Annotated in this window: 15 protein-coding genes and 1 tRNA gene; 12 read left to right on the plus strand and 4 right to left on the minus strand. The window is 68.7% G+C overall.

The genetic code is table 11. The annotated features are described in order from the left end of the window. Positions 1-153 precede the first annotated feature (153 nt). Genes ACH4YL_RS22145 through ACH4YL_RS22160 form a run of 4 tightly spaced genes read left to right on the plus strand, consistent with a single transcriptional unit; the run spans position 154 to position 5,189 of the window. Positions 154-1,629, plus strand: coding sequence for a pyridoxal phosphate-dependent decarboxylase family protein (locus ACH4YL_RS22145; RefSeq protein WP_398509125.1), 1,476 nt, complete (start codon positions 154-156; stop codon positions 1,627-1,629). After that, complete coding sequence (locus ACH4YL_RS22150) at positions 1,586-2,869, plus strand: lysine N(6)-hydroxylase/L-ornithine N(5)-oxygenase family protein (protein ID WP_398509126.1); 1,284 nt, start codon at positions 1,586-1,588, stop codon at positions 2,867-2,869. The genes ACH4YL_RS22145 and ACH4YL_RS22150 overlap by 44 nt, the downstream gene beginning before the upstream one ends. Next, a complete protein-coding gene (locus ACH4YL_RS22155) occupies positions 2,866-3,411 on the plus strand; it encodes a GNAT family N-acetyltransferase (RefSeq protein ID WP_398509127.1) in 546 nt (181 codons plus the stop codon). The genes ACH4YL_RS22150 and ACH4YL_RS22155 overlap by 4 nt, the downstream gene beginning before the upstream one ends. Next, a complete protein-coding gene (locus ACH4YL_RS22160) occupies positions 3,408-5,189 on the plus strand; it encodes an IucA/IucC family protein (protein WP_398509128.1) in 1,782 nt (593 codons plus the stop codon). The genes ACH4YL_RS22155 and ACH4YL_RS22160 overlap by 4 nt, the downstream gene beginning before the upstream one ends. Positions 5,190-5,428: 239 nt before the next feature. Here the strand turns inward: ACH4YL_RS22160 and ACH4YL_RS22165 are convergent, their stop codons facing one another. Next, on the minus strand, positions 5,429-7,045 hold the full coding sequence (locus ACH4YL_RS22165) for a beta-N-acetylhexosaminidase (protein ID WP_398509129.1): 1,617 nt from the start codon (positions 7,043-7,045) through the stop codon (positions 5,429-5,431). A gap of 179 nt (positions 7,046-7,224) precedes the next feature. Here ACH4YL_RS22165 and ACH4YL_RS22170 point away from each other — a divergent pair, with 179 nt between their 5' ends. The 3 genes from ACH4YL_RS22170 (at position 7,225) to glmS (ending at position 10,315) form a co-directional block, all read left to right on the plus strand. Continuing rightward, the gene (locus ACH4YL_RS22170; protein WP_398509130.1) at positions 7,225-8,088 is read left to right on the plus strand and encodes a DUF4429 domain-containing protein; all 864 of its coding nucleotides are present in this window, start codon (positions 7,225-7,227) and stop codon (positions 8,086-8,088) included. Between the two features lie 77 nt (positions 8,089-8,165). Continuing rightward, positions 8,166-8,453, plus strand: coding sequence for a hypothetical protein (locus ACH4YL_RS22175; protein ID WP_398509131.1), 288 nt, complete (start codon positions 8,166-8,168; stop codon positions 8,451-8,453). A gap of 44 nt (positions 8,454-8,497) precedes the next feature. Next, positions 8,498-10,315: a glutamine--fructose-6-phosphate transaminase (isomerizing) gene (glmS, locus tag ACH4YL_RS22180; RefSeq protein ID WP_398509132.1), complete on the plus strand. Its 1,818-nt coding sequence runs from the start codon at positions 8,498-8,500 to the stop codon at positions 10,313-10,315. A gap of 189 nt (positions 10,316-10,504) precedes the next feature. Here the strand turns inward: glmS and ACH4YL_RS22185 are convergent, their stop codons facing one another. Further along, positions 10,505-11,077, minus strand: a complete 573-nt coding sequence (locus tag ACH4YL_RS22185; RefSeq protein ID WP_398509133.1) for a GPR1/FUN34/YaaH family transporter — start codon at positions 11,075-11,077, stop codon at positions 10,505-10,507. 215 nt (positions 11,078-11,292) lie between these two features. After that, complete coding sequence (locus tag ACH4YL_RS22190; protein WP_398509134.1) at positions 11,293-11,814, minus strand: universal stress protein; 522 nt, start codon at positions 11,812-11,814, stop codon at positions 11,293-11,295. Positions 11,815-12,128: 314 nt separating this feature from the next. Between ACH4YL_RS22190 and ACH4YL_RS22195 the strand changes: the two genes are divergently transcribed. The 4 genes from ACH4YL_RS22195 to ACH4YL_RS22210 all read left to right on the plus strand — a co-directional run bounded on the left by ACH4YL_RS22195 (position 12,129) and on the right by ACH4YL_RS22210 (position 14,966). Next, positions 12,129-12,470 carry a hypothetical protein gene (locus ACH4YL_RS22195; protein WP_398509135.1) on the plus strand — a complete coding sequence of 114 codons (342 nt, stop codon included), beginning with the start codon at positions 12,129-12,131 and terminating at the stop codon, positions 12,468-12,470. A 386-nt stretch (positions 12,471-12,856) separates the two neighbouring features. Further along, a complete protein-coding gene (locus ACH4YL_RS22200; protein ID WP_398509136.1) occupies positions 12,857-14,071 on the plus strand; it encodes a GlxA family transcriptional regulator in 1,215 nt (404 codons plus the stop codon). Positions 14,072-14,186: 115 nt separating this feature from the next. Next, positions 14,187-14,789 carry an oligoribonuclease gene (gene orn / locus ACH4YL_RS22205; RefSeq protein WP_398509137.1) on the plus strand — a complete coding sequence of 201 codons (603 nt, stop codon included), beginning with the start codon at positions 14,187-14,189 and terminating at the stop codon, positions 14,787-14,789. A 104-nt stretch (positions 14,790-14,893) separates the two neighbouring features. Beyond that, positions 14,894-14,966 (plus strand) — tRNA-His (locus ACH4YL_RS22210). A 79-nt stretch (positions 14,967-15,045) separates the two neighbouring features. Here ACH4YL_RS22210 and ACH4YL_RS22215 read toward each other — a convergent pair. After that, complete coding sequence (locus ACH4YL_RS22215) at positions 15,046-16,110, minus strand: LacI family DNA-binding transcriptional regulator (RefSeq protein ID WP_398509138.1); 1,065 nt, start codon at positions 16,108-16,110, stop codon at positions 15,046-15,048. Between the two features lie 226 nt (positions 16,111-16,336). Here ACH4YL_RS22215 and ACH4YL_RS22220 point away from each other — a divergent pair, with 226 nt between their 5' ends. After that, the gene (locus ACH4YL_RS22220) at positions 16,337-17,647 is read left to right on the plus strand and encodes an extracellular solute-binding protein (protein WP_398509139.1); all 1,311 of its coding nucleotides are present in this window, start codon (positions 16,337-16,339) and stop codon (positions 17,645-17,647) included. Position 17,648: the final 1 nt, after the last annotated feature.

The raw sequence follows: 17,648 nt of genomic DNA on the forward strand, positions 1-17,648 counted from the left end.
GCGGTGGGGGGGGGGGGGGCGCGCGCCCCCCCTAGACGAGAACCAACCCCCACCCGTGGGGGGGTGGGGCGGGGTCTGGGGGGGGCGTTTTGTCTTTTTTTAGCCCACCCACCCCCCCCCCCCCCCACCGCCTGCATCGTTAAGGACATTGCAATGCGCTCGCACCTGCTCAACGACGTAACGGCAGAGAGCTACCGGCGCTCCGTGACCGAAGGAGTCGAGCGGGTGGCGAACCGACTCGCCACGACCCGGCAGCCGTTCACCGGCGTGACCCCCGACGACCTCGCCCCGGTGATCTCGGCGGTCGACCTCGACCAGCCGCTCGGCGACACCACCGCCGCACTCGACGAGCTGGAGAGCGTCTATCTGCGCGACGCCGTCTACTTCCACCACCCCCGCTACCTCGGCCATCTCAACTGCCCGGTCGTCATCCCGGCCGTGCTCGGCGAGGCCGTGCTCTCCGCGGTCAACTCCTCGCTGGACACCTGGGACCAGAGCGCCGGCGGCACGCTCATCGAGCGCCGCCTGATCGACTGGACCGCGCAGCGGATCGGCCTCGGAGAGGCCGCCGACGGCGTCTTCACCAGCGGCGGCACGCAGTCCAATCTGCAGGCGCTGCTGCTGGCCCGCGAGGAGGCCAAGACCACCGACCTCGCGAAACTGCGCATCTTCACCTCCGAGTGCAGCCACTTCAGCGTGCAGAAGTCCGCGACCCTGCTCGGTCTCGGCCGGGATGCCGTGGTCTCCATCCCCGTCGGCCGCGACAAGCGGATGCAGACGGTCAGCCTCGCCGCCGAGCTGGAGCGCTGCGCCGCCGAGGGCCTGGTCCCGATGGCGGTCGTCGCGACCGCCGGCACGACCGACTTCGGCTCCATCGACCCGCTGCCCGAGATCGCCGAGCTGGCGCAGCAGTACGGGACGTGGATGCATGTGGACGCCGCGTACGGCTGCGGGCTGCTGGCCTCGCCGACCCGGCGTCATCTCCTCGACGGCATCGAGCACGCCGACTCGGTCACCGTGGACTACCACAAGTCCTTCTTCCAGCCGGTGAGTTCGTCCGCGATCCTCGTCCGGGACCGCGCCACGCTCGGCCATGCCACGTACCACGCGGACTACCTCAACCCTCGGCAGACGATCGAGGTGGGGGCACCTCCCGCGCCCGGAGGGCTGCGGGGGAGGATACCGAACCAGGTCGACAAGTCGCTGCAGACCACCCGCCGCTTCGACGCGCTGAAGCTGTGGATGACGCTGCGCGTGATGGGCGCGGACGGCGTCGGCCGGCTCTTCGACGAGGTCTGCGACCTGGCCGCGGCCGGCTGGGAGCTGCTCGCCGCCGACCCGCGCTTCGACGTCGTGGTCCAGCCTCAGCTGTCCACGCTCGTCTACCGCTACATCCCCGAGGCAGTCACCAGCCCCACGCTGATCGACCGGGCCAACCTCTATGCCCGCAAGGCGCTGTTCGCGTCCGGCGAGGCCGTGGTCGCCGGCACCAAGGTCGGCGGCCGCCAGTACCTGAAGTTCACCCTGCTCAACCCCGAGACGACGACCGAAGACATCGCCGCCGTACTCGATCTGATCGCCGGCCATGCCGAGCAGTACCTTGGAGAGAACCTTGTCCACGCCTCTTGACTTCATCGGGATCGGACTCGGTCCGTTCAACCTCGGCCTCGCCTGTTTGACTGAGCCCATCGACGAGCTGAACGGCGTCTTCCTGGAGTCCAAGCCGGACTTCGAGTGGCACTCGGGGATGTTCCTCGAAGGCGCCCATCTCCAGACGCCGTTCATGTCGGATCTCGTCACGCTCGCGGACCCCACCTCGCCGTACTCCTTCCTCAACTATCTGAAGGAATCGGGACGGCTGTACTCCTTCTACATCCGCGAGAACTTCTATCCGCTGCGGACCGAGTACAACGACTACTGCCGCTGGGCCGCCGCGAAACTGAGCAGCATCCGCTTCAGCACGACGGTGACCCGGGTCGCGTACGAGAACGAGCTGTATGTCGTGCACACCGCCGGCGGCGAGGAGTTCCGCGCCCGCCGTATCGTCCTCGGCACCGGCACTCCGCCGTACATCCCGGAGAACTGCCGCGACCTCGGCGGCGACCTGCTGCACAACTCGCGCTATCTGGACCACAAGGAAGCGCTGCAGAAGAAGGACTCGATCACGCTGGTCGGCAGCGGCCAGAGCGCCGCGGAGATCTACTACGACCTGCTCTCCGAGATCGATGTGCACGGCTACCGGCTCAACTGGGTCACGCGCTCACCGCGGTTCTTCCCGCTGGAGTACACCAAGCTGACGCTGGAGATGACCTCACCGGAGTACATCGACTACTTCCACGCGCTGCCCGAGGCGACCCGCTACCGGCTGGAGTCGCAGCAGAAGGGCCTGTTCAAGGGCATCGACTCGGAGCTGATCGACGCGATCTTCGATCTGCTCTACCAGAAGAACCTCAAGGGCCCGGTCCAGACCCGGCTGCTGTCCAACTCCTCGCTGAACGAGGCGCGGTACGAGAACGGCACGTACACGCTCTCACTGCGCCAGGAGGAGCAGGGCAAGGAGTACGAGCTGCACACCGAGGGCCTGATCCTGGCCACCGGCTACAAGTACGTCACGCCCGCATTCCTCGAGCCGGTCGAGAACCGGATCCGCAGGGACGGTCAGGGCCGCTTCGACATCGCCCGCAACTACTCGATCGACACCGTGGGACGCGAGATCTTTCTGCAGAACGCGGGGGTGCACACGCACTCCATCACCTCTCCCGACCTGGGCATGGGCGCGTACCGCAACGCCTACATCATCGGCGAGATGCTGGGGTCCGAGTACTACCCCGTCGAAAAGTCCATCGCGTTCCAGGAGTTCTCCGTATGACGTTCACCGTCCGCCCTCTCGATCCTTTCGCCGACGCTGAACTGCTGCACGGGTGGGTGACCCATCCCAAAGCCGCCTTCTGGATGATGCAGGACGCAAAACTCCAGGACGTCGAGCGCGAATACATGGCGATATCGGCGCATGAGCACCATGACGCCTTCATCGGTCTGAAGGACGGCGAGCCCGTCTTCCTGATGGAGCGCTACGACCCCCGGTATGTGGAGCTGCAAGGCCTTTACGACCCGGAGCCGGGCGATGTCGGCATGCACTTCCTGGTCGCGCCGACCGACACTCCGGTGCGCGGATTCACTCGCGAGGTGATCACCGCGGTGATGGAGGCGCTGTTCGCCGACGAGAGCACCGCGCGGGTGGTCGTCGAGCCCGACATCCGCAACGACGCCGTTCATGCGCTCAACGAGTACGTCGGATTCGAGGTCGTCGACAAGATCGAGAAGCCGGAGAAGGACGCGTATCTCAGCTTCTGCACCCGTGAACAGTTCCTGAAAAGCCCCAGCATGGCCGCACGTGGAGTGACCCGATGAGCCTCGCCGACGCCGTATCGCATCTGACGCCCGAGCTGTGGGAGCAGGCCAACCGGCTGCTTGTCCGCAAGGCGCTTGCGGAGTTCTCGCACGAGCGGCTGCTCGTGCCCGAATCGCTCGGCGAGGACAACTACCGGGTCCTGAGCGACGACTCCGCGACCGAATACCGCTTTGCCGCCCGCCGGTTCGCGCTCGACCACTGGCAGGTCGAGGCCGACTCCATCACCCGGCACCGGGACGGCGCGCAGCAGCCACTGGACGCGCTGGACTTCTTTCTGGAGCTGCGCACCTCGCTCGGTCTGAGCGACGAGATCCTGCCGGTCTATCTGGAGGAGATCTCCTCCACTCTCTCCGGCACGGCGTACAAACTCACCAAGAAGCAGACCACTTCGGCCGAGCTGACCCGGGCCGGATTCCAGGCCGTCGAGACCGGCATGACCGAGGGCCACCCCTGCTTCGTCGCCAACAACGGCCGGCTCGGCTTCGGCGTGCACGAATACCTGTCGTACGCGCCGGAGACGGCGAGCGAGATCCAGCTGGTGTGGCTGGCCGCCCACCGCGACCACGCCACCTTCACGGCCGGCGCCGGACTCGACTACGACGCGCTGGTCCACGAGGAACTCGGCGAGGCCGCCCTCGCCCGCTTCGGCGGGCAGCTCAGCGAACTCGGACTCGACCTCGCCGACTACTTCCTGCTGCCCGTCCACCCCTGGCAGTGGTGGAACAAGCTCTCCGTCACCTTCGCCGCCGAGGTCGCCCAGCAGCGCCTGGTGTATCTGGGCACGGGCGAGGACAAGTACCTCGCCCAGCAGTCGATCCGCACCTTCTTCAACGCCACCTCACCGGCGAAGCACTATGTGAAAACCGCGCTGTCGGTGCTCAACATGGGCTTCATGCGCGGGCTTTCGGCCGCGTACATGGAGGCGACGCCGGCGATCAACGACTGGCTGGCGGGCCTGATCGACAGCGACGACGTCCTCAAGGCGGCCCGGTTCTCGATCATCCGCGAGCGCGCGGCGATCGGCTACCACCACCGCCAGTACGAGCGGGCGACCGACCGCTACTCGCCGTACCGCAAAATGCTCGCCGCGCTCTGGCGCGAGTCCCCGGTGGCGTCGGTCGAGGACGGCGAGCGGCTGGCCACCATGGCGTCGCTGCTGCACGTGGACCACGAGGGCGCGTCCTTCGCGGGCGCGCTGATCGACGAGTCGGGCCTGGCCCCGGCGGAGTGGCTGCGCCGCTATCTGGGCGCCTATCTCACTCCCGTACTGCACAGCTTCTACGCGTACGATCTGGTCTTCATGCCGCACGGCGAGAACGTCATCCTCGTCATCGGCGAGGACGGCACCGTCCGGCGGACGATCTTCAAGGACATCGCCGAGGAGATCGCGGTGATGGACCCGGACGCGGTGCTGCCGCCGGCGGTCGAGCGGATCCGTGCGGACGTGCCGGACGAGATGAAGCTGCTGTCGATCTTCACGGATGTCTTCGACTGCTTCCTCCGCTTCCTCGGCGCGACGCTGGCCGCGGAGGGCCGCCTGGACGAGGAGACGTTCTGGCGGACGGTCGCGGAGTGCGTGCGCGCGTACGAGGAGTCGGTGCCGCATCTGGCCGACAAGTTCAAGGAGTACGACATGTTCGCGGACGAGTTCGCGCTGTCCTGCCTGAACCGGCTCCAGCTGCGCAACAACAAGCAGATGGTGGACCTCGCGGACCCGGCCGGCGCGCTCCAGCTCATCGGCACCCTCGAGAACCCGATCGCGCGGTTCTCCCACTGAACGGGGCGGGCACCTGTGAATACGGTCCCTCACAGGTGCCCGTCCCTCTTTCCTGCGGGTGGCAGGTCCTGTCCGGCCTAGGGCCTTTCGTCTGGATCAGGCCGGATCAGTGAGCGGGGTCTGGTGGCGTGGATCGCAAGGCGGAGGAGGGAGGCATGGCGGAGCCATGCCGACTGACGACAACGCGGCGAGGCGCGGTGCCAGGGCACGCGAGCCCGGCATGATCCAGACGACAGGCCCTAGTCGGCCCAAGGGACCTTCGGGGAGCGGTAGTAGTCGATGCCGAGCGCCGACATCCTCGGGCCCTGCTCGCCCAGCCGGACCTTGTACGACTCCCAGTCGTGCGTCTCGGGCGGTGACCAGCCGAGCTCGGCCACTCCCGGCAGCCTCGGGAAGGCCATGTACTCGATGTGGTCGCTGGTGGAGATCGTCTCCGTCCACAGCGGCGCCTCCACCCCCAGCACCGCGGACGCCGGAGCACCGGCGTCCGCGAGATAGGTCGCCGGATTCCAGTCGTAGGAGCGGTCGACCTCGACGAGGCCCGCCCAGTCCAGGCCCAGCGGCGTGTCCTTGTTGTACTTCATGTCGAGATACACCCGGTCCGCCGGCGAGAGAACCAGCCGTGTGCCCGCCTTGGCCGCGTCCGCGACCTGCTTGCGCTCGGCCGCGCCGGTCTGGTCGTAACCCCAGTACTGCGCGACCGCGCCCGCCACCGGCTTCGCACCGGTCAGCTGGTGCCAGCCGACCACGGTCTTGCCGTACTTGGCCACGACCGCCTGCGCCTTGTCCATGAACGCCACATAGTCCGCATGGCTGGTGGAGTGCGCCTCGTCGCCGCCGATGTGGAGGTACTGGCCCGGGGTGAGCGCGGCCAGTTCACGGACCACGTCGTCCACGAAGTCGTATGTCAACGGCTTCGGCACGCACAGCGAGCTGAAGCCGACGTCGGTGCCGGTGTAGAGCGGCGGTGCGATGCCGGAGCAGTTGAGCTCGGCGTACGAGGCGAGCGCGGCGTTCGTGTGGCCCGGCATGTCGATCTCCGGCACGACCTCCAGATGGCGGGCCGCGGCGTACGCCACGATGTCCTTGTACTGGGCCTTGGTGTAGTAGCCGCCGGGCCCGCCGCCCACCTGGGTCGAGCCGCCGTACGTCGTCAGCCGCGGCCAGGAGTCGATCGCGATCCGCCAGCCCTGGTCGTCGGAGAGATGCAGATGCAGCTTGTTGATCTTGTAGAGCGCCATCTGGTCGATGTAGAGCTTGACCTGGTCGACGGTGAAGAAGTGCCGCGAGACATCGAGCATCGCGCCCCGGTAGGCATAGCGCGGGGTGTCCGTGACGGTGCCGCCGGCGACCTTCCAGGGGCCGCGCTGCCGGGTGTCCTTCTCCACGGCGGCGGGCAGCAGCTGACGGAGCGTCTGCACGGCGTGGAAGAGCCCGGCGGGTTTGCGGGCGGTCAGCGTGAGCCCGCCCCGGGACGACTCCAGCCGGTAGCCCTCGTCGCCGAGCGCGCGCTCCGACGAGCGCAGCCGCAGCCGGATACCGCCGGAGCCGCGGTCGTCCTGGGTGACGGGCAGCGCGTACCCGGTGGACGGACGCAGCACCTCGGCGAGATACCCGCCGATCCGGCGCGCCTCGCGGGAGTCGTCGACGTGGATCCGGGTTTGTGCGGTGAGCGTGTACGGCGCACCGGCGGGCCGTACGGACGCGGGCGCGGGCACGATCTGGCCGAGAGGCCGGACGGTGATGGCCGTTGTGGCACCGGCGGGGCCGGAGCCCGCGCCGAGGCAGCTGATGCCCGCCGTGGCGAGGAGCAGCAGCGAACCGACGATACGGGGAAGCGTTCCGGGCTGTCGCACAGGGCTGATTCCCTTCGACTGAGCAACCGAACGGGCGTCATCATGCGTACCGTGCACCTCAACCAGCGTCAAGGTGTAGACCACTTGGCCGTGTGGCAAGTGCCACGCATCCGGACTCCTGGGCCCAAGTGCCCCTGGCGCGGCGGGAGTCCGTTCGCACCCGGTGCGAGAATCACCGCATGGCGGAAATCATCCAGAAGGACGGGACCTGGACCTTCGACGGGGACACCGTGCGCATCGTGCCCGGGTCCGACAAGAGCGTCGGGCTGCTGCGCAAGACACTCGGCGAGGTCGCCGTACCGCTGAAGGCGATCGCCGGGATCTCCTTCGAGCTGGGCAAGAAGTCCGGCCGCGTCCGGCTGCGGCTGCGCAACGGCGCCGACCCGCTCCTCCAGATCACCGGCGGCAAGCTGGAGGACAGCGCCGACCCGTACCGGCTGACCGTCGCCAACGACCGCGCCGGCGTCGCCGAGTACTTCGTCGACGAGGTGCGCAACGCGCTGCTGCTGGACGAGATCCCGGACGGTCCCGTGTTCTCGTATCTGCTGCCGGGCCCGTCCCTGCCGATCACCGTCGGCGCAGGTGACGCCACCGTCACCTTCGACGGCGAGCGGATCCGGCTGGAGTGGAACTGGAAGACGGAGGAGTCCAAGTCCTCCGCCGGCGCCCGGGTGCTGCACATCGAGGATGTGGACGCGGTCGAGTGGCTGCCCGCGGTCGGTCTGGAGAACGGCTATCTCCGCTTCCGGGTGGCCAAGATCGTGAGTCCGCCGGCGCCGAAGTACGACCCGCACGCCGTCGAGCTGTGGGGCTTCCGCAAGGATCCGCTGATGGCTCTCGTCGGGGCCGCGGTGACCGCCGCGATGCCGCATCCGCACGCGCCCGAGGACGCCGTCCCGGCGATCGGGGCCACCGCGCCCGCGGGCGACGATCATGACGCGCTGCTGCGCCGACTGCGTGAGCTCGGCGAGCTGTATGAGTCCGGAATACTGACGGACGAGGAGTTCTCCACCGCAAAACAGGCCGTTCTGAAGCGTATGTGACCCTTCTCAAGCCCCCCAGTGCCCGGATTCGGGCAAGATTCTTGCAAACGCACGGGGTGACCCCGCAATATCTACGGGTGCTCGAACACCGCACGTCGGGGCGCACGACCTACGACGACCTCATCGATCATCTGGTGCGCAGCACCGCGCTCCAGCGCGGTGAAGCGTCCCGGGTGGTGCTCGACGTGCTGGCGTACTTCGACGAGAAGACCGAGGAATACGTCCGCCGCCGCCACCGCGAGCTGCAGTCAGGTGGCCTGGCGAACACCGAGATCTTCGAGCGGATCGCGGCCGAGCTGCCGCACCGCGCCGTGGCGCCGCCGGAGCTCACGCTCCGGCAGCTGCGTCGCATCGTCTATGGCTGACGGCCCGCGGGCACACACCTGATCTATGGAGGGGCAAGAACTTTATGTGCGGAATTGTCGGATACATCGGCAAGCGTGATGTGGCACCACTGCTGCTGGAAGGCCTGCAGCGGCTGGAGTACCGGGGCTACGACTCCGCGGGCATCGTGATCACGAGCCCGAAGGCCACCGGCCTCAAGATGGTCAAGGCCAAGGGCCGGGTCCGCGACCTGGAGGCCCGGATCCCCAAGCGCTTCGCCGGCACCACCGGCATCGCCCACACCCGCTGGGCCACGCACGGCGCCCCGAGCGACATCAACTCGCACCCGCACCTCGACCCCGAGAACAAGGTCGCGGTCGTCCACAACGGCATCGTCGACAACGCCGCCGAGCTGCGCGCGAAGCTGGAGGCGGACGGCGTCGTCTTCGCCTCCGAGACCGACACCGAGGTGCTCACCCACCTGATCGCCCGCTCCCAGGCCGAGAAGCTCGAGGAGAAGGTCCGCGAGGCGCTCAAGGTCGTCGAGGGCACCTACGGCATCGCCGTCATGCACGCGGACTTCAACGACCGCATCGTCGTGGCCCGCAACGGCTCGCCGGTCGTCCTCGGCATCGGCGAGAAGGAGATGTTCGTCGCCTCCGACGTCGCCGCGCTGATCTCCCACACCCGCCAGGTCGTCACCCTCGACGACGGCGAGATGGCCACACTGAAGGCCGACGACTTCCGCACCTACACGACCTCGGGCACGCGCACCACCGCCACCCCCGAGACCGTCGAGTGGGAGGCCGCCTCCTACGACATGGGCGGCCACGACACGTACATGCACAAGGAGGTCTCGGAGCAGTCCGACGCGGTGGACCGCGTCCTGCGCGGCCGCATCGACGAGAAGTTCTCCACGGTGCACCTGGGCGGCCTGAACCTGGACGCCCGCGAGGCCCGCGGCATCCGGCGGGTGAAGATCCTGGGCTGCGGCACCTCGTACCACGCGGGCATGATCGGCGCCTCGCTGATCGAGGGCCTGGCCCGGATCCCCGCGGACGCCGAGCCGGCCTCCGAGTTCCGCTACCGCAACCCTGTCGTCGACCCCGACACCCTCTACATCGCCGTCTCCCAGTCCGGTGAGACGTACGACGTGCTCGCGGCCGTCCAGGAGCTCAAGCGCAAGGGCGCCCGCGTCCTCGGCGTGGTCAACGTGGTGGGCTCCGCGATCGCCCGCGAGGCCGACGGCGGCGTGTACGTGCACGCGGGCCCCGAGGTCTGCGTCGTCTCCACCAAGTGCTTCACCAACACCGTCGTCGCCTTCGCGCTGCTGGCCCTGCACCTGGGCCGCATCCGCGACCTCTCCGTCGCCGACGGCAAGCGGATCATCGAGGGCCTGCGCAAGCTGCCGGCGCAGATCAGCGAGATCCTCGAGGGCGAGGCCGAGATCAAGAAGCTCGCCGAAGAGTACGCGGGCGCCAAGTCGATGATGTTCATCGGCCGGGTGCGCGGCTACCCGGTGGCGCTGGAGGCCTCCCTGAAGCTCAAGGAGATCTCGTACATCCACGCGGAGGCCTACCCGGCGTCCGAGCTCAAGCACGGCCCGCTGGCGCTCATCGAGCCCGCGCTGCCGACGGTCGCGATCGTCCCCGACGACGACCTGCTGGAGAAGAACCGCGCGGCACTGGAGGAGATCAAGGCCCGCAGCGGCCGGATCCTCGCGGTGGCCCACCGCGAGCAGGAGAAGGCCGACCACACCATCGTCGTGCCGAAGAACGAGAACGAGCTGGACCCGATCCTGATGGGCATCCCGCTGCAGCTCTTCGCGTACCACACGGCGCTGGCGATGGGCCGTGACATCGACAAGCCGCGGAACCTGGCCAAGTCCGTCACCGTCGAGTAGGTCACCGCTTTGATGGTCGTACCACAACCATCAATTGAGCACCCCCGACGGCGAGCAACCAACTCCGCGAGAGCGGCGGCGGTTTAGCCGCAAAGAGGAGAGCGGTCCCCCCGCGCGTTGCCACCTTCACGCGCGGGGGGACCGCTCTCTCGTAGGCCGGCGCAGTCCGGGCGCCGGCCTGTGGCTGCCTCAGCCTGTGGCCGTCACTCCACTGCCGGCAGCGCGTCCGGAGAAGGTCGGCCACTTGGCGAGTGCGGCCGTCGCGCCGTACCAGGCCGCCAGACCCGCGACCGCGCCGACCCAGCCGCCCGCCTTCGCAAGACCGTCGTTCGTCGCGAACGACGCTATGCCGAGGAGGACCAGCGAGACGGTCTGAAGCCCGTACACACCCTGTCCGAACAGTCCGCTGCCCGCGGACGCGGCCGTCAGGGTCAGTGCGAGCAGCCCGAAGAGCAGCAGGAAGAGGCCACCGGCCTCCGCCGACACCTCGGCGCCGACGCCGCTTCCCCAGGTGAACCAGAACGCGCCGAGGCCCGAAAATGCCGTGCCCGTACCGGCGTTGCCCGCGCGGAACTCCAACAGCCCGGCGATGAACAGTGCCACGCCGCCGATCCATGTCGCGATGCCGGCCGCGTCCGCCGCCGCCACGTTGTCTATGACACCGGTGTGACCGATGCCGAATGCCAGCAGGGTCAGTCCAAGGGCGAGGTTGCCGAGGGTCTGAGTTGAGGTGGCGCTTCCCGCAGAGACGTCTTTGTCCACGGCGGGCTCCCTTCGTGTCCTGTGCAGTTGTGCTGCTTCCCAGGACACTTATGTACCCTTCACAAGCGCACAATCCACCTCTGACGGGTCATGAATTTCCGCCCGCGCCAAGCCAGTTGAACCCCGCCGGACCAGGGGCGTCAGCGGGATTACGGGACGGCCACGAGGGGGCGTACGCCGGATAACGAAGGACTGAGGGCGGGCGGCGGAATCCGCTACGGGATCACGATCACAGGACGCTGCGCGCGACGCGCGAGCCGGCCGGCCACCGAGCCGAAGATGCGCCCCACGATGCCGTGCGTGGAGCCGACCACGATCGCGTCGGCCGAGTACTCCTTGCCGACCTCTTCGAGCTCGTGGCAGATGTCGCCGCCGCGCTCGACCAGGATCCACGGCACCTCGGTGAGATAGTCCGCGCAGGCCAGCTCGAGGCCCAGCACCTCGGTGCGGTGATCGGGGACGTCCACGAAGACCGGCGGCTCGCAGCCCGCCCAGACGGTGGTGGGCAGCCGGTTGGCGACATGGACGATGATCAGGCCGGAGCCGGAGCGGCGTGCCATACCGATGGCGTATGCGAGCGCCCGCTCACTGGAGGTCGATCCGTCGAAGCCGACGACGACTCCGTGCCGGAAGGCCGGATCGCAGGAATGACGTGCCTGTTCCGCCGCTTGCAGGTCCGACGAATGGTCGGCGACCTGCTTGCGGTCCGCGGGTTCGGGGATTTCGTGACCGGCCATCGGTGTCTCGCGAAGAAGGTCCTCATCGGGAGGGAACGACATGGCAGCGGAGCTGTGTCCGGGAATCATCTTCCCTGGCCCATACCCCAAGGGTACGGCGACACTCCTCTCCTGCCCAGGGAGCGACGCCCCATGTGCGGCGTTCCAGGGAGCATGCACGAGGCCCGCCCCGTATGGCAATGCCGCGTGGTGTCTACAGCCGGTGTGATCCCGGGGCCGAGGTCCCGGCCGGGTCCCGGGCGGGGCCAGGGTGACCGGAGGGCCGGGACCCTCGTTGGCACCTTGATCCACGCCGCCTCCCTGGGAGCTTCCCCGTGCCCGCACGACAGCCCGCCCCCGCCCCCCGGCCCTCCGCCGAGTCCGCGATCACGGCAAGCCCGGCGAGCGATGTGGTCCGCTGGGCGGCGTTCAGCTGTGTGCTCGTTCCGGTGGTCCTCGTCGTGTACGGGACCTCCGTCGGCGGCGCCGCGTCCGCCGCGCTGGGTCTCGCCGCGGTGACCGCGGCCTGCCGGGTGCTGCTGCGCCGCTCCGAGCGCACCGCCGCGCGCGCCCGGGTCGCCGACGCGGCGCCGGCTCCTCGCGGGCGGCGGGCGAGGCTTGCCCCGGGGGCGCGCCGGGGCGGTCGGCACGGCTCGGGATGTGCGCCCGGGGACTGACGGGTTCGCACACCCGCGCCCGTATGTTTTCAGCCAACTTCTCGCCAGTGGCCATTCCTTGGGGAAATGGCCTGCCAACCCCCTTGCCACCAGGCAAGAAAGCACTATTCGCGGCGCTTGCACCCTACGGGGACGGGCCATGCGCGCGAGGCGCACTTCCTTCCGGAGCCTGTGAGTGAAACGCTTCGTGATCGAATGCTTCGCGCCAAGTTGCCATGTCGACATAGCGGGGCATGCCGAACTTGTCACGTCGGCGCCACGGGACGCAGTAGATTCGATCATGAGTATCGAAGGCTCGGAGCCCGTGCAAAACCGAGGGGAAACGTGCAGGAGCGAAAGGCCCGAAAAGAACGGGGAGACGCGAACACCGAGGGGGGCTTAGCGTCATGAGTCAGGACTCCGCCGCACCGGAGGTGGCACGGAAGCTCTCCGGGCGCCGGCGCCGGGAAGTCGTCGCTGTGCTGCTGTTCAGCGGCGGCCCCATCTTTGAGAGTTCCATCCCGCTCTCGGTGTTCGGAATTGACCGTCAGGACGCCGGAGTTCCTCGCTATCGCCTGCTCGTATGCGCAGGTGAGGAGGGCCCGCTGCGGACCACCGGCGGACTCGAACTGACCGCGCCGTACGGCCTGGAGGCCATCGGCAGAGCAGGGACCGTCGTCGTACCGGCCTGGCGGTCGATCACTTCACCGCCACCGCCGGAGGCGCTCGACGCGCTGCGGCGCGCGCACGAGGAGGGGGCCAGGATCGTCGGACTGTGCACGGGAGCGTTTGTGCTCGCCGCCGCCGGTCTGCTGGACGGCCGGCCCGCGACCACTCACTGGATGTACGCGCCGACGCTGGCCAAGAGGTATCCGTCCGTCCATGTCGATCCGCGTGAATTGTTCGTCGACGACGGAGATGTGCTGACCTCCGCGGGAACGGCGGCCGGAATCGACCTCTGCCTCCACATCGTGCGCACCGACCACGGCACCGAGGCGGCCGGGGCACTGGCCCGCAGACTGGTGGTGCCACCACGGCGCAGCGGCGGCCAGGAGCGCTATCTGGACAGGTCTTTACCTGAGGAAATCGGGTCGGACCCGCTGGCCGAAGTCGTCTCGTGGGCGCTGGAGCATCTCCATGAACAGTTCGACGTGGAGACCCTGGCGGCCCGGGCGTACATGAGCCGGCGCACCTTCGACCGGCGATTCCGCTCGCTCACCGGCAGCGCGCCGTTGCAGTGGCTGATCACCCAGCGGGTGCTGCAGGCCCAGCGGCTGCTCGAGACCTCCGACTACTCGGTCGACGAGGTCGCGGGCCGCTGCGGCTTCCGCTCGCCGGTGGCCCTGCGTGGCCATTTCCGGCGGCAGCTGGGCTCGTCCCCGGCCGCCTACCGGGCCGCGTACCGGGTCCGCCGCCCGCAGAGCGAGGCTCCGCCCCCGTCGGTGGTGGACGTGGTACCGGCGCAGGCAACGGCCCAGGTGAGGCGCGCCGCCGCGGCGTCGGGCCCGTCCGGTCCGGCCGCCACATCGGCGGCGCCACCGGAGCTCGGAAAGCCCGGACCCGACCCGTATGCGGCAGGTCACGGCCGTCCCAGCCTGCCGGGGCAGCGCAGCGCTCCATAAGCGCGTCACAAGGGCACTCCCTGGGCCGACCGGCGATCGCCGGTCGGCCGGGGGCGTGTCTGTGGATCGGGCCGAGCCCGGCAAGATCCGAAAGACACGCCCTAAGGTAGGACGCATGAACGATCGTATGGTGTGGATCGACTGCGAGATGACCGGGCTCTCGCTGACGGACGACGCACTCATCGAGGTGGCCGCGCTGGTCACCGACTCGGAACTGAATGTGCTCGGCGACGGGGTGGACATCGTGGTCCGCCCCCCTGACGCGGCGCTGGAAACGATGCCCGACGTGGTGCGGCAGATGCACACCGCCTCGGGCCTCCTCGACGAGCTGTCGGGCGGCACCACGCTCGCCGCAGCCGAGGAGCAGGTCCTGGCGTACGTGCGCAAGCACGTCAAGGAGCCCGGCAAGGCCCCGCTGTGCGGGAACTCGGTGGGCACGGACCGCGGCTTCCTGCTGCGCGACATGCCCACGCTGGAGCAGTACCTCCACTACCGGATCGTCGATGTCTCCTCGGTCAAGGAACTGGCTCGCCGCTGGTACCCGAGGGCGTACTTCAACAGTCCGGAGAAGAACGGCAACCACCGGGCGCTGGCGGACATCCGCGAATCCATCGCGGAGCTCCGCTACTACCGGGAGGCGGTCTTCGTGCCGCAGCCCGGACCCGACTCGGAGACGGCGAAGACGATCGCGAAGAAGTACGTCCTGCCGGCAGAGTGACGGGCGCGGTGAGGGCCGCGTCAGGGCTCCATTAACCGGGGCGCGAGCACCCTCCCCGACCCTGTACACTTTTTCTCGGCCGGTCGGAAAAGCGACCGGCCGTGGTGGGTATAGCTCAGCTGGTAGAGCACCTGGTTGTGGTCCAGGATGTCGCGGGTTCAAGTCCCGTTACTCACCCTGATCGATACAGGGCCCCGGTCTTCGGACCGGGGCCTTTGTCGTTTCCGTCTGTCGTTTCCGTCGCCACGGTGTGCGGCTACGACGAATCGCGTACGACCAGCTCCGTCGGGAGCACGATCTGCGGACGCTCGCCCGTCCCGCCCTCGCCCGTGGCGCCGGTGATCTCCTGGAGCAGCACCGTGGCCATCGTGCGGCCCATCTCCTCGATCGGCTGGCGCACGCTGGTCAGCGCCGGGTCCATGTGGCGGGCCACCGCCGAGTCGTCGAAGCCGACCAGGGCCACGTCGTCCGGGATCCGTCGGCCCGCCTCCCGCAGCACCTGACGGGCGCCGGCCGCCATCACGTCGGAGGCCGCGAAGACCGCGTCCAGGTCCGGGCGGCGCTCCAAGAGCTCGCGCATCGCGCGGCGGCCGCCCTCCTCGGTGAAGTCGGCGCGGGCGATCAGGTCCGGCTCGGCGGCCAGGTCCGATGCCGCCAGAGCCGCGCGGTAGCCCTCCAGGCGGCACTGGGCGCCGTACACGTCGAGGCGTCCGGTGATCGTCGCGATCCGGCGGCGGCCACGGGACGCGAGATGGGTCACGGCGTCGCGGGCGCCCTCGAAGTTGTCGGAGTCGACCGCGGCGAGCGTCTCAGCGGCGGACCTGCGGCCGCTGATCACGGCCGGGATGGAGAGGTCCTCCAGCATGTCGGGGATCGAGTCGTCGGCGTGCACCGAGACCAGCAGGACCCCGTCGACGCGATGGGCCGCCAGATACTGCGCGAGGCGGCGGCGCTCGCGGTCGCTGCCGGCCAGGGTCAGCAGCAGCTGCATGTCCGTGTCGGCGAGTGCCGCGCTCACGCCGCGCACCATGTCGGAGAAGTACGGCTCGGCGAAGAACCGGTCCTCCGGCTCCGGGACGACAAGGGCGATCGCGTCGGTGCGGTTGGCGGCGAGCGCGCGGGCGGCGCGGTTGGGGACGTATCCCAGTTCGGCGACGGCGGCCTCGACGACGGCCCTCGTACGGTCACTGACCCCGGGCGAACCGTTGATCACTCGGGAGACCGTGCCCCGGCCCACTCCTGCGCGCGCGGCGACCTCTTCGAGCGTCGGCCTGCCCGTGCCCCGCCCTCCGCCTCGCGTACGGATTGCCCGAGACATCATGTCCGCCTCCCCAGTTTCCCCGTCCGAGAACATAACGTGCCGGGTGCCTTGACACCCCTTGAGCGAGCCGCGACCCTTCAACACATCACACATGGGAGCGCTCCCACCGTACCTGACTCATACACAACCCGCACGTTCCCCGCCCGAGCCGGTCAAGCACCAATGTCACTGGCACCACATGCCAGTTGGCCGGGGGGTCGGCACGTCAGGGCACAAGGAGGACGCAATGCGCAGGGCAGTAATCCTCGCGGTCGTCGCCGCGCTCGGGGCCGGGCTGTTGGCCGGCTGCGCCGAAGACAGCGACGAACCAACCGGCAGTTCCTCGACCGGTGGTGGTGGGGGCAAGGCGAAGACCACGATCACGGTGGGCGTCTTCGGGGCCTTCGGCCTCAAGGAGGCCGGTCTGTACGACGAGTACATGAAGCTCCACCCGGAGATCAAGATCGAGCAGACCTCGATCGAGCGGAACGAGAACTACTACCCGCAGCTGCTGACGCACCTCGGCACCGGCAGCGGCCTCGCCGACATCCAGGCCGTCGAGGTCAACAACATCGCCGAGATCACCGCCACCCAGTCGGGCAAGCTGGTCGACCTGGGCAAGACGGAGGGCGTGCAGAAGGACGCGTTCCTGCCGTGGAAGTGGGACCAGGCCACCAAGGACGGCAAGACGATCGGCCTCGGCACCGACATCGGTCCGCAGGGCATCTGCTACCGCAAGGACCTGTTCGCCAAGGCCGGACTGCCCACCGACCGCGAGGCCGTGGGCAAGCTGTGGGCGGGCGACTGGAACAAGTACCTGGACACGGGCAAGCAGTTCAAGGCCAAGGCGCCCGCGGGCGCCAAGTTCGTGGACTCCGCGACCGGCGTCATGTCGGCGATCCTCGGCAGCAACGAGAACCGCTTCTACGACAAGGACGGCAAGATCGTCTACAAGACGAACTCGGCCGTGAAGGGCGCCTGGGACATAGCCGCGGAGTTCGCGACGGAGGGTCTGACCGGCAAGCTCCAGCAGTTCACGCCGGCCTGGGACCAGGGCTTCGCCAACGGCACCTTCGCGACCATCTCCTGCCCGGCCTGGATGCTCGGCTACATCCAGGACAAGGGCGGGGCCGCGGGCAAGGACAAGTGGGACGTGGCCACCGCGCCGAAGCCCAGCAACTGGGGCGGCTCGTTCCTGACCGTCCCTGAGGCCGGCAAGAACAAGGTGGAGGCCGCCAAGCTCGTGGCCTGGCTGACCGCGCCCGCACAGCAGGCGAAGTTCTTCGCCAAGCGCGGCAGCTTCCCGAGCGCCCAGGCCGCGTACTCCCTGCCCGAAGTCTCCGGCGCCAAGCACGCCTACTTCGCCAACGCGCCCATCGGCCAGATCTTCTCGAATGCCGCGGAAGGCGTGCCCGTCCAGATCCTCGGGCCGAAGGACCTGATCATCAACCAGAACCTGGGCGACATCGGAATGCTCCAGGTCGATCAGAAGGGCCGCTCCTCCCAGCAGGGCTGGGACGCGGCAGTCAAGGCGATCGACAACGCGCTGGACCAGTGAC

This window comes from Streptomyces sp. NPDC020681 (assembly GCF_044334895.1).
Lineage (GTDB): Bacteria > Actinomycetota > Actinomycetes > Streptomycetales > Streptomycetaceae > Streptomyces.

Excerpts from the sequence above, each read along its gene's own strand:
- ACH4YL_RS22145 (WP_398509125.1), top strand. The coding sequence starts at position 154 with ATGCGCTCGCACCTGCTCAACGACGTAACGGCAGAGAGCTACCGGCGC.
- ACH4YL_RS22150 (WP_398509126.1), top strand. The coding sequence starts at position 1,586 with ATGCCGAGCAGTACCTTGGAGAGAACCTTGTCCACGCCTCTTGACTTC.
- ACH4YL_RS22155 (WP_398509127.1), top strand. The coding sequence starts at position 2,866 with ATGACGTTCACCGTCCGCCCTCTCGATCCTTTCGCCGACGCTGAACTG.
- ACH4YL_RS22160 (WP_398509128.1), top strand. The coding sequence starts at position 3,408 with ATGAGCCTCGCCGACGCCGTATCGCATCTGACGCCCGAGCTGTGGGAG.
- ACH4YL_RS22170 (WP_398509130.1), top strand. The coding sequence starts at position 7,225 with ATGGCGGAAATCATCCAGAAGGACGGGACCTGGACCTTCGACGGGGAC.
- glmS (WP_398509132.1), top strand. The coding sequence starts at position 8,498 with ATGTGCGGAATTGTCGGATACATCGGCAAGCGTGATGTGGCACCACTG.
- ACH4YL_RS22190 (WP_398509134.1), bottom strand. The coding sequence starts at position 11,814 with ATGGCCGGTCACGAAATCCCCGAACCCGCGGACCGCAAGCAGGTCGCC.
- ACH4YL_RS22200 (WP_398509136.1), top strand. The coding sequence starts at position 12,857 with ATGAGTCAGGACTCCGCCGCACCGGAGGTGGCACGGAAGCTCTCCGGG.
- orn (WP_398509137.1), top strand. The coding sequence starts at position 14,187 with ATGAACGATCGTATGGTGTGGATCGACTGCGAGATGACCGGGCTCTCG.
- ACH4YL_RS22215 (WP_398509138.1), bottom strand. The coding sequence starts at position 16,110 with ATGATGTCTCGGGCAATCCGTACGCGAGGCGGAGGGCGGGGCACGGGC.
- ACH4YL_RS22220 (WP_398509139.1), top strand. The coding sequence starts at position 16,337 with ATGCGCAGGGCAGTAATCCTCGCGGTCGTCGCCGCGCTCGGGGCCGGG.